Annotated in this window: 10 protein-coding genes; 5 read left to right on the top strand and 5 right to left on the bottom strand. The window is 66.2% G+C overall.

The window, feature by feature from the left end; translation table 11 throughout:
- Positions 1–17: 17 nt before the first annotated feature.
- The 4 genes from DT069_RS14125 to DT069_RS14110 form a co-directional block, all read right to left on the bottom strand.
- Complete coding sequence (locus DT069_RS14125; protein ID WP_119460945.1) at positions 18–938, bottom strand: DMT family transporter; 921 nt, start codon at positions 936–938, stop codon at positions 18–20.
- Positions 939–1,233: 295 nt separating this feature from the next.
- Positions 1,234–1,743, bottom strand: coding sequence for a response regulator (locus DT069_RS14120; RefSeq protein WP_119460944.1), 510 nt, complete (start codon positions 1,741–1,743; stop codon positions 1,234–1,236).
- Complete coding sequence (locus DT069_RS14115; protein ID WP_162913195.1) at positions 1,740–2,810, bottom strand: histidine kinase dimerization/phosphoacceptor domain -containing protein; 1,071 nt, start codon at positions 2,808–2,810, stop codon at positions 1,740–1,742. Before DT069_RS14115 ends, DT069_RS14120 begins: the two co-directional genes overlap by 4 nt.
- Positions 2,797–3,342 (bottom strand): methanogen output domain 1-containing protein, encoded by a 546-nt coding sequence (locus tag DT069_RS14110; protein WP_119461038.1) that lies wholly within the window; start codon positions 3,340–3,342, stop codon positions 2,797–2,799. The genes DT069_RS14115 and DT069_RS14110 overlap by 14 nt, the downstream gene beginning before the upstream one ends.
- Positions 3,343–4,000: 658 nt before the next feature.
- On the opposite strand from DT069_RS14110, the gene DT069_RS14105 reads away from it, so the two are divergent.
- From DT069_RS14105 to DT069_RS14090, 4 genes are read left to right on the top strand one after another with little or no spacing between them, the layout of a single operon-like run.
- On the top strand, positions 4,001–5,410 hold the full coding sequence (locus DT069_RS14105) for a KamA family radical SAM protein (protein ID WP_119460942.1): 1,410 nt from the start codon (positions 4,001–4,003) through the stop codon (positions 5,408–5,410).
- On the top strand, positions 5,395–6,411 hold the full coding sequence (locus DT069_RS14100) for a D-alanine--D-alanine ligase family protein (protein ID WP_119460941.1): 1,017 nt from the start codon (positions 5,395–5,397) through the stop codon (positions 6,409–6,411). The genes DT069_RS14105 and DT069_RS14100 overlap by 16 nt, the downstream gene beginning before the upstream one ends.
- Before the next feature lie 5 nt (positions 6,412–6,416).
- Entirely contained in the window at positions 6,417–7,490 is a 1,074-nt protein-coding gene (locus DT069_RS14095) for a D-alanine--D-alanine ligase family protein (RefSeq protein ID WP_425450234.1), read from the top strand.
- A gap of 37 nt (positions 7,491–7,527) precedes the next feature.
- Entirely contained in the window at positions 7,528–8,013 is a 486-nt protein-coding gene (locus tag DT069_RS14090) for a GNAT family N-acetyltransferase (protein WP_119460940.1), read from the top strand.
- A gap of 7 nt (positions 8,014–8,020) precedes the next feature.
- Here DT069_RS14090 and DT069_RS14085 read toward each other — a convergent pair whose 3' ends face one another.
- Entirely contained in the window at positions 8,021–10,249 is a 2,229-nt protein-coding gene (locus tag DT069_RS14085) for a CHASE2 domain-containing protein (RefSeq protein WP_119460939.1), read from the bottom strand.
- Positions 10,250–10,507: 258 nt separating this feature from the next.
- Between DT069_RS14085 and DT069_RS14080 the strand changes: the two genes are divergently transcribed.
- Positions 10,508–11,575, top strand: coding sequence for a polyamine ABC transporter substrate-binding protein (locus DT069_RS14080; RefSeq protein WP_119460938.1), 1,068 nt, complete (start codon positions 10,508–10,510; stop codon positions 11,573–11,575).
- The last annotated feature ends 22 nt before the right edge of the window (positions 11,576–11,597 follow it).

Genomic DNA, 11,597 nt, shown 5'->3' with positions numbered 1-11,597 from the left:
CCCATCGGCGCCGCGCCTCACGCCACGGCCGACGGGCCGCGCAGCCGGCGTTCGCGATAGAGGATGTAAAGCCCGCTCGCGGCGATGATCGCGGCGCCGACCAGGGTCCAGCCATCGGGGAAATCGCCGAAGATCAAAAGCCCGATGGCGGTGGACCAGACGAGCTGCAGATAGGTGAAGGGTGCCAGGGTCGAGGCCGGCGCGGCGGCGAAGGCCTTGATCATCATCAGATGGCCAAATCCGCCGATCAGTCCGATCAGCGCCATCCACGCCCAGCCCTCCAGGTCCGGGGTCCGCCAGTGGAAGGGCACCAGCGCGGTCATAACCACGAGCCCGACCGAGGCGGAATAGAACAGCGTGGTCATCCAGCCGTCGGTCCGGCTGAGGATCCGTGTGCTGATCTGGTACAGCGCGAAGCAGACGGCCACCAGCAGCGGTAGGGCCATCGCCCAATGCATGCCGCCGGGCATGCCACCGAGACCTGGCCGGATGATGACCAGGACGCCGGTGAAGCCGATTACCACCGCGGCCCAGCGACGCGGCCCCACTGTCTCACCGAGGAGCGGGACCGAGAGCGCGGTCACCAACAACGGCCCGACGAACCCGATCGCCGTCGCGGTGGCGAGCGGGATATGCTTCACGGCGAGAAAGAAGAAGAAGGTCGAGCCTAGAAGCAGGAGCGAGCGCAGGAGCTGCAGGCCGAGCCGCGGCGTTCGAACGACCGACCCCCACCGAAGCCCGCCGAAGAACAAGGGCAGGGTCAGCATGTGGAACAGATAGCGTGCCCAGACCACCTGGACGACGGGATAGGTCTGGCTGAGGTGCTTCGCCGTCGCGTCCATCAGGACGAAGGACAGGCCGGCGGTCAGCATCAACAGGATGCCGCGGACGCTGGTCGCGTCCGTGGCGGTGGGGGCGGCGGGCGGAACGGCAGTCATCGGCGGATCCGGATGTGACGCGGGCCGAAAGGCGGGCGGCGCGAGGATGGAGGATGATTGCCGATTTCGTGGGACGAAGCATCTGTTGATTGGGCATCTACCGATATCGCCATTCACCCTGCGATCGAATGGCAGCCGTATAGTCAGGACTGATGAGGCCCGACCCGCTGAGCCGCTCGCGCTTACTGCCGGTGGCGATATCCTGAAGCGATACGCGGCCGCTACACCAATGCCCTGCCGGGTCGGAGATCATCCGGCTCTCTCGGATCACAGAGCCCGGGCATCCTCGATCGGACTAACTGGTTTTCTGCGACCAGAGGGCTTTACGGATGGCGCCGAGCAATTCTTCCGGCCGGTATGGCTTCGCCAGGAAGCCGGCCGGATGAGCTGCTGCGGCGCGGGTCTTCACGCCAGGATCGGAATACGCCGACACGAAGAGACTCGGCAGGTCCAGGCGGGTCCGGATATCGATCGCAGCGGCGATGCCATCGCTGCTTCCGGCCAGCCGGATGTCCATCAGGACGAGATCGGGGCGGGTCTCCTCGGCTTTTCGCACCGCCTTCTCAGCGGTGGCGGCGATGCCGACGACCTCATAACCGGCGGCGTGGAGCAGATCGCGCGCGGCAAGCGCCGCCAGGGCCTCGTCCTCCACGATCAAGATCCGCTGTCGCTTGGACGATCCCGTCTCTACCGAAGTGCCTTCCTTCGGGTGTGATGGCTCGTCGGGCTCGGCGGTTGTGATGAAGCGCCGGGGGGGCGCTGCCGACGACCAATGGTCCGGAAGTGCCGCCACGGTTCCCTTCATTCGCTTCTCCGCGTCTTCGTTGCCGCCGATCGACCGGTGTCTTTGAAAATCAGCCGGACCCAAGTGCCTGGGTTGCCACCGGTCTCGAGGTCGCCGTCCAATTGCATCGCCAAGCCCTCCACTAGCGTCAGCCCCATGCCCCGCGGGCTCGCCGCCATGCCGCGGCCATCGTCGCTGACCAGGAGCTCCAGCCGGCCGTCTGGAGACGGCGTCAGCCTCACGCGCACGGTGCCCGCCTGGCCGTCCGGGAAGGCATGCTTGAAGGCGTTGGAGAGAAGCTCGTTCACGACCAGCCCCAGCGGTGTTGCCGCTTCCAGGCTGATGGTCGTGGGCGGCACATCGAGGACCAAGCCGATATTCGCCAAACTATAGGACTGATGAATGCTCTTACACAGCTCCGCCAGGAGATTGGCCGCATTCAAGGCCGCGACGCTGTCCGCTTGGTATAAAAGCCGCTGAACGGACACCATCGCCTCGACGCGATTGCCGGCTTCGACGAGCTTTCGCCGCATGCGCTCGTCCGGTTCCCGGGCGACGGCCATCGTGAACAGGCCGGCGACTACCTGCAGGTTGTTCTTGACCCGGTGATGCACCTCCCGGAGCAGGATCTCCTTCTCCGTCAGCGCCGCTTCCAAACGCTCCTGGATCGTCGCGCGCAGATGGATCTCGGCATGCTGCTCGGCGATTTTCTGCGTGAGAGTCACGAACTTCTCGTGCGCCGCCTGGATGTCACGGCAGCGCAGAATGATGACCGCCGGCCTGCCCTCGGAGGCTGGCTCCGCCACCGCGCCATCGCACCGAAGCCGCCGGAACGGTCCGTCCGGCGCCTTGAGCGTGAATGCGCCCAGAAGGCCTTCGCGCGTGGTCGAGCAGCGTGCCAGATAGTGGCCGACTGTCTCCGGCGGATCGTTGACGACATCGGCCAGCTGTCCTCCACCGTCGCGCCGAACGCCCGGCAGCGCCTGGCACGCCGCGGGATTGGCGGCCAGGATCAGGCCATCCGTGCGAACGAGAAGAATCGGTGTTGGATCGGCATGGGCAAAGGCGTGAAAGTCAAGCCCCGCCAATCGCCGGCTCCTTGCGGAAATACTCGCGCCCCTCTGCCTCCGCCGCGGCGCTAGCCGGCTGAAGATGCACGACGACACGGCAGCCGGAATGCCCCTGCGCGATCGTCTCCTGGAGCTCCACCTTGGCATAGCCCAGATTGTCGGCCGCGATCTGGCCGAAGACGTTGGACGTCATCATGCACATCGACGGCCGGCCGACGACCTTCTCCGCGAACGGGCAGGTCCGGTTGCCGAGGACGATCCGCTCGTCGGTCTCCTCGATGATGAAGAAATCACCCTGAATGCGCCGTTTCAGATCGACCAGAACCCGTGCGACTTGCGCGCGCGAAAGACGCTCGGTTCCGAGTGCGCTCTTATAGTCGGCGTTGATCTGCTCGCCGATCGCGCTGCCGACCACGCTGATGTAGCCGGCGGCCTCCCGCAAGCCGACGACATCCTCAAGCGTGCCGGCCAGCTCGCGAATAAGGCTGCGCAGAAACACATCACGCTCGAGCGGCACGGGGGCGTGTTCAATCGTCGTCGGGGCTGTCATGACAGTACCTCCGCGGTTGCCAACAGGTTCCCCCAACCCATCAGAGCACATCTCAAGCTGCCGTCAAGGCGGGAATGAAAGCGAATCTTGCGGATGATCGAGAGGCTGCAGGCGAAGGGGCCAGCAGCACCGGGGATGGCAGTGCATTAATTCACTGCATCGTGGAAAGGATGCAACCTAAATGCTTTCGTCGCGTTGGACATCCTGCATGTTTCGATGCCCTCGAATGCGGCAGCCGGCCTCACAGACCTGTTAGAGCTGCCGGCCCATGCTGTCTCGGCATCTGCTGGTGATGTCGGCGGCTTGCCGGCCGCGCGCTGCTCTTCGCCGCCGCGGCCCACCTTTTCCCGGCCCTTTCCCGCAAAGAGGAGGCGGAGTCCGCGCCAAATACCTACCAAGAGCCTCCCTCAATAAATTTTTCATGAGTACTGGACATTCTACTGAATTGGGAATAAGTGCGTTCAATGTTGGGGCCGGGAAACAAGCCGGCGGGCAGCGGCCCCACCGAGCAAGTTATCTGCCCGTCGCCTCGTGGTTCGATGCCAACGAATGATGCCCATTCGGGGGCCGAATCGAACCGCAAACCGTTTGGTTTGGTGGGCCGATTCACCCGATTCTGGAACCAGGCGGGCGAACGGACTACTAGGAGCCTTCAAGAATGGAAAATCGCTTCGCTGCGGAAGATGCCGAGCCTCCAAGTAGCGTGATCGCGAAACAGGGCTCACTGTCCATTGCGATTTCCGAAAAGATCGAAGACCAGCTGGCGGCGAAGCCGCCTTTTTTTGCGCCTACACTCAAGCAGCACACCGGGCAGAATCCGGGGCAACGCACCGCCCGCGAGCGGTTTCCCATCAGCCCGCGCAGCCAGCTCTTCCGAAAGAGGTTCTTCCCCGCCGCCTCGGCCGCCGATTGGAGCGACTGGCGGTGGCAGATCCGAAATCGGGTCAAGGACTTGGCCACGCTGTCCCGCATCATCAACCTGTCGGCGGACGAGGAGAGCGCGATCCGGCGCCATACCGGTTCGCTGCCGGTGGGCATCACGCCCCATTATCTCAGCCTGTTCGACCGGGACGATCCGAGCCATCCCATCCGCCGCACCCACATTCCCGTCGGCGGGGAATATGTCCGCTCGCCCGGCGAGGCCGACGATCCGCTCGGCGAGGATCATGACGCCGCGGTTCCGGGTCTCGTTCATCGCTATCCAGACCGGGTGCTGTTCCTGACGACCGGCTTCTGCTCGACCTATTGCCGCTATTGCACGCGCTCGCGCATGGTCGGCGAGGCCGGCGGCGAGTACAGCTTCAGCATGCCGCAATGGGAGCGGGCGATCGCCTATATCGAGGCGCATCCCGAGATCCGCGACGTGCTGCTGTCCGGCGGCGATCCGCTGACCCTGGCCGACGAGAAGCTGGAATGGCTTCTGGCGCGCCTGCGGGCCATCAAGCATGTCGAGTTCCTGCGCATCGGCACCAAGGTGCCGGTGGTCGTGCCGCAGCGCGTCACCCGCAGCCTGGTTACCATGTTGCGGCGCTACCACCCGCTGTGGATGAGCATCCATTTCACCCATCCCGACGATCTGACGCCGGAGACCAAGGAAGCCTGCGCCCGCCTCGCCGACGCCGGCATTCCGCTCGGCAGCCAGACGGTTCTGCTGAAGGGCATCAACGACGATGCCGTCGTGATGAAGAAGCTGATGCACGGCCTGCTGATGAGCCGGGTGAAGCCCTATTACCTCTATCAATGCGATCCGATCACCGGCTCGGAGCATTTCCGGACGCCGGTCGAGAAGGGGCTGGAGATCATCCGGGCGCTGCGCGGCCACACGACCGGCTATGCCGTGCCGACCTATGTGATCGACGCGCCCGGCGGGGGCGGCAAGATCCCGCTGATCCCCGATTACGTCGTCGGGCGCGAGGGTGACGACCTGCTGCTGACCAATTTCGAGAACGGCCTCTACCGCTACCGCGATCCGGGTGGACAGGTCGGCCTCGGCAAAGCGGATCCAGCGGCATCGCAGGACGCCGGCAAGTCCGTGGGCGAGGGGGACGGATCATGCGCGTCGGCCTGACCTATGATCTCCGTGACCATTATCTGGCGGCCGGCTACGGCGTCGAGGAGACGGCGGAGTTCGACAGCATCGCGACGATCGAAGGGATCGAGGGAGCGCTTGGTCATTACGGGCTCTCAGCCGACCGGATCGGAACGGTTCAGCAGCTCGCCGCCCGGCTGGCCGCCGGCGAGCGCTGGGACTTCGTTTTCAACATCGCCGAGGGCCTTCACGGCATCGGCCGCGAGGCGCAGGTTCCGGCGCTGCTCGACGCCTATGGCGTACCCTACTGCTTCTCCGACCCGTTGGTCATGGCGCTGACACTGCATAAGGGCATGACCAAGCATGTCGTCCGGGATAAGGGCGTGCCGACCGCGCCCTTCGTCGTAATCGAGGAGATGGCCGACATCGCCGCCATCGACCTGCCCTTTCCGCTGTTCACGAAGCCGGTGGCGGAAGGCACGGGGAAGGGTGTGCTGCCGACCTCGCGCGTCACCTCGATTGCGGCATTGCGCAAGGTCTGCCGACAGCTTCTCGCCCGCTACCGCCAGCCGGTGCTGGTCGAGACCTTCCTGCCGGGCCGCGAATTCACGATCGGGATCACCGGCACCGGCACCGCCGCGGCGCCGGTCGCCACGATGGAGGTGGTGCTGACGGCCGAGGCCGAGGCCGGGGTCTATTCCTACGTGAACAAGGAGGAATGCGATCAGCGCGTCCGCTACCACCTCGCCGACGATCCGGAAGCGCAGGAGGCGGCGCGCGTGGCCCTCGCGGCGTGGCGGGCGCTCGGCTGCCGCGATGGCGGGCGCATCGACATCCGATCGGATGCGATGGGCCGGCCACACTTCCTCGAGGTCAACCCGCTCGCCGGCCTGCATCCGCAGCATTCCGACCTGCCGATCATGTGCCGTCTTGCCGGTATTCCCTATGAAGCGCTGATCGGTCGGATTCTCGATTCGGCGTTTCGGCGCTGTGGACTGAGGCTGGGCGCCGCGTCGGGCGTTCCGGTGGCGGCGGAGTAGGGCCGATGATCATTCCGATGAAAGGCCGCCGCTCCCCCAAGGTCGCCCTGCTCTATGGCGCGGTCGCCGCGGATGCCGCCGCCGACGAACAGGACGTCCTGGTCGAGATCGAGGCGGTTCGGCAGGCACTGGTCGGCCTCGGCTATGTACCCGTCGCCGTGCCGCTCTCGCTCGATCTCGAGGCGGCGCGCCGGCGGCTGCTCGATCTGCGACCGTCCTTCGTCTTCAATCTCGTCGAATCGATCGACGGGCAGGACCGACTGCTCCATCTGGCGCCGGCCCTGCTCGATTCGTTGGGCCTGCCCTATACCGGTTCGGGGACGGAGGCGGTGTTCCTTACATCGAACAAGCTGGTGGCCAAGCGCCAGCTTGCCGCGGCCGGCATCGACACGCCGGCCTGGACGGACGGCGTCCCGCAGGATGCGTCGCCGCTGTTCCGCGGTCCCTACATCGTCAAGTCGGTGTGGCAGCACGCCTCGATCGGGCTCGACACCGACTCGGTCGTGGCCGATTCCCGCAAGTTGTCGCCGCTGATGCGTCGCCGCCGTCGCCGGTTCGGCGGTGACTGGTTCGCCGAGCGCTTCATCGACGGGCGCGAGTTCAACCTCGCTTTGCTGGCGGGCCCTGGCGGGGTCGAGCTGCTGCCGCCGGCCGAGATGCGCTTCGTCGGCTTTCCGCCGAACAAGCCGCGCATCATCGATTATGCCGCCAAATGGGACCCGGCGAGCTTCGCCTATCACAATACGGTCCGCTCCTTCGACTTCCCCGCCGCCGACGCCGCACTCCTTCGGCGGCTGGAGGCGATCGCGAAGGCCTGCTGGCATCTGTTCGGGCTGCGTGGCTATGCGCGGGTCGATTGCCGTGTCGACGCCGACGGGCGCCCGTGGGTGCTGGAGGTGAACGTCAACCCCTGCATCTCGCCGGATGCCGGGTTCGCGGCGGCCGCGGCCCGCGCCGGGCTCGATCTGACCGCGACGATCCGCCGGATTCTCGCCGATATGGCGGTGCCCGTCACGACTGCGCCGGCGAAGCGGCACAGCAAGACGACGGAGGCGGGCATTGCGTTGGCGGCACCATGACGAACCTCCCTCTCCCCTTGCGGGAGAGGGACTCTCGTTGCGTGATGCGGTGACCGCCCCCGATGTGGAAGCAGTGCGGTCGCTGGTTCTGGGGACCGGCTTCTTCTCGGCGGAGGAGGTGGAGGTCGCCGTCGAGCTGGTCGAGGCGCATCTCGCCCAGGGCCCGGCCAGCGGCTATCACTTCCTCTTCGCTGAGCGGGCCGGGCGGGTGGTCGGCTATGCCTGCTATGGCCCGATCGCCCTCACCCGCGCCAGCTACGATCTCTACTGGATCGTCGTCGAGGCCGGGCATCGGCGCGGCGGTGTCGGCCGGCTGCTGATCGGCGCAGTCGAGGCGGCGATTACGGATCTGGGCGGCGGCCAGCTCTATGTCGAAACCTCGTCACGGCCGCAATATGCGCCGACGCGGGCTTTCTATACGCGCATGGGCTATCGCGAGGCGGCGCTGTTCGAAGATTTCTACGCCCCGGATGACGGCAAGGTGGTGTTCGCGAAGCGGCTCGCCGCGCCGCACCGGCGCTGAGGCACTCCTATCCCGTCTTCGTGGTCGGAGCGAACACGCCGTCCCATTCCTTCGTCGGCGGCGTTGCCGAGAAGGCGGCAATGCGCCGTTCGTAAAGTTCGTAGAGCGGCGCCAGAATCTCGCCAAGGGCGCGACAGGCGGTCAGCGCCCGGGCGGCTTCGGGCCAGTCCTGCCGTCGATAGGCGGCCAGCATCGCACCATGGGCGCCCGCCAGTTCCCGGAACAGCTCGCTGTCGCGCAGGTCGGCATCGCCCAGCGCGGTGTAGATCGCGATCGGCGTGGCGCGGCCCTTCACCCGCACTTGGTCGATCTCGATCAGCGCCATTTCCGGCACTTGCTCCGCTGTCCGCTCGCCGATCACGAGATCGACGCCGTAAGTCCCCGACAGGCTTTCCAGCCGCGAGGCGACGTTGACGGCGTCGCCCAGCACCGAATAGTCGAAGCGCTGCTCGGAGCCCATATTCCCGACGCAGCAGAAGCCCGTGTTGATCCCGATGCCGATCGCGATGCGCCGCGGCGCACGGCCTTCACGCATCGCCTCGGCATCCCACAGCTCGTTCAGCCGCTGGAGTTCCGCGCGCATCGCGAGCGCGGCGCGGATCGCGCTGCGGGCATGGTCGGCATCGGTCAGCGGCGCGTTCCAGAACGCCATGATGCAGTCGCCGATATATTTGTCGATGGTGCCACCCTTGTCCTGGATCACCCCGGTCATCGGCGTCAGGAAGCCGTTGATCAGCCGGGTCAGCGCCTGCGGGTCGAGTCCTTCGGCGATGTTGGTGAAGCCGCGGATGTCGCAGAACATCAGCGTCAGCTCGCGCATCTCGCCGCCCAGCGTCAGCCGCTCCGGATGGCGGGTCAGCTCCTCGACCAGAACCGGCGAGAGATAGCGGCCGAAGGCACCGCGGACCTGCCACTTCTCCCGCTCCGTCCGGAGATAGCCGAGCAGCGAGCCGGAGAGATAGACCAGCAGGGCCACGAGGCTGGCGAACAGGGGGTCGAGCAGCCAGCCATGCCGCGCGAAGGCGGCCCAGGAGAGCGAGACCGCGATCACGATCGCCGAGGCGGCGACCAGCGCGGACAACAGCGCGCCGACGCGGCGGATGAAGACGATCAGGACAATCCCGAACAACGTAAGGTGGAGAAGCTCGGCACCTGTCGCCCAGTCCGGGCGCTGCAGATATACGCCGCTCAACATCTGCTCGAGGATCTGCGCATGCACCTCGACACCGGCCATCACCGGATCGAGCGGCGTCGTCCTGACGTCCTTCAAGCCCTCGGCGCTGGTTCCGATCAGCGCAATCCGGCCGGCCACGGCGGCGGGATCGAAATCGGGCTCCAGCACGCGCCAGGCCGGCAGGAAGCGCGCCGCGACGCTGCCCGAATCATAGAGCAGGATCCGGCCTCGCGCGTCGGTCGGCACGACCGCCGCGCCGATCCGCAGATGGGTGATCCCGGTCGCCTCGCCGAAGCTCCTCTCGCCGCTGGCGCCCGACGCCTTGATCATGTAGCTGCCGGCACCCTGGGCAACGCGCAGCGCCTCGGCGGCGAGGCTCGGATAGAGTCGATCGCCGAGCCGCACCAGCAGCGGGACGCGGCGGATCGTGCCGTCGGCATCGGGTATCGCGTTGACGCTGCCATTGCCCCGGGCCGCCGCCTCCAATGAAGGCAGCGCCACCGTCGCGTCGGTGAAGCGGGGGGCGAACAGCCGCGGATCATCGCCGGCATGGGAGAAACCGGCCTTGATCGCGGGCGTTCGGCCATCGGCCCGGGCACCGCTTGGCCGATCGATCAGGACGAAGGCCGTGACCGCGGGGGTTCGGGCCAGGCTGTCGGCGAGGGCCGCGTCGGGGTCCGGCAGGGCGGCGATCTCGGCCTGCAGCGGCGCGAACTCCGGGCGGTCCGGCCACAGCGCGGCTAGGTTCTCGGGCGCAAGCCGGTCCGGCTCCGCCAGAAGGATATCGAGCACCACGGCCGCGGCGTCCATCTCGCCCAGCCGGTCGACGAGGCGGGCCAGCCGGTCGCGCGGCCACGGCCATTGGCCCAGCCGCTTCAGGCTTTCCTCGTCGATGTCGACGATTCGCACCGGCTGCGGCTCATAGGCCCGGGGCGCCAGCCGCTGATAGCTGTCGAACACGAGATTGCGGAGCTGCTCGACGAGTGCCGGCTCGTTCACCCGCAGCAGCAGGGCCAGAAGCAGCAACAGGCCCGGCACGATCCAGTCGAGTCGGCCGATCATCGCCGCTGCCGCGAATCATCATATACAGGCAAGGCGTCCCCCCTCTTGCCGTCACAGTCTAGCATCGCACGCGCGGCCCGTATGCAGGGCCTCGGGGAAGCGCGCCGTCATGGAAAACGCTGTTGACCACCGAGCCCACGCCAGAGGATTGTTATGGGACAGGGACGAAAGATTTCCGCCCGAATCTTCAGTTTGCCCACGAGTTTACTCTAGGGATCGCCGGCGGGGCTGCGTCGGCCGGCCAAGAAGGAGAAGGCAATGGCGAAGGGAGCGTTCAGGTTTTCTGCGGCGATCGGGGCGGCGGCTTTGGCCCTGACCCTGACCTTGCAAGGAACGCCGGTCGCGGCGGCCGAGAAGATCGTGATCTCCAACTGGGACGGCTACATGCCCCCGGATCTCTTGGAGAGGTTCACGGAGGACACGGGTATCGAGGCCGAGCTGTCGGTGCACGCAACCAACGAGGAGGTGATGGGCAAAGTCACAGCCGGCGGCGGCAGGGGCTATGATGTGCTGTTCGTCTCCAGTCCCTTCGTCGAGGCGCTCGCCAACCTCGAGCTGATCGCCGAACTGGACCACGGCAAGATTCCCAATCTGGAGAATCTCTATCCGGAGGCGCGAAATCTCGAATATGACCCGGACAACCAGCATTCGGTGCCCTATGCCTGGGGCACGACCGGGCTCTGCTACCGTAGCGACCTCGTCGAGGAGGAGCCGGATAGCTGGATGGATCTGCTGAAGCCCTCGGACAATCTCAAGGGCAAGGTCACGATGCTGGCGACCGATCGCTGGCTGATGGCCGCTGGGCTGAAGGCGCTGGGCTATTCGGTCAACAGCACCGATCCGGACGAGATCGCCGCGGCGAAGGAGCTGCTGATCGAGGCGAAGCACAGCCTGCTCGCCTATGACGACACCACCTTCTATTCGAAGCTCGTGTCCGGCGAGGCCAGCCTCGTCCATGCCTGGGACGGCTGGTGCAACTATGGAATCGCCGAGAACCCGGCGATCAAGTTCGTCGTGCCCGAGGAAGGCAGCGACATGTGGGTCGACACGATGGTCATCACCGCGGCCTCGGAGAACAAGGACGCGGCGCACGCCTTCATCAACTACATCCTGCAGCCGGAGATCCACGCCTGGGTGGCGGAGAACATTCTCTACAAGGTGCCGAACGAGGCGGCGATGGAAAGCCTCGATCCCAGCCTGGTCGAGACCTACCCGAATCTGGGCATGACTCCGAAGGAGCTGATGCAGAAGGAACAGCTCCGCGACCTCGGCCGGGCGCAGCGCGACTATACCCGTGCGGTGACGGAGATCACGGCGGCGCAGTAAGAGCCTGACGTCTTGAACCACA

Source organism: Virgifigura deserti (assembly GCA_003576685.1).
In the GTDB taxonomy this organism is placed as follows: domain Bacteria; phylum Pseudomonadota; class Alphaproteobacteria; order Dongiales; family Dongiaceae; genus Virgifigura; species Virgifigura deserti.
This window is presented reverse-complemented; position numbering and strand designations above follow the sequence as displayed.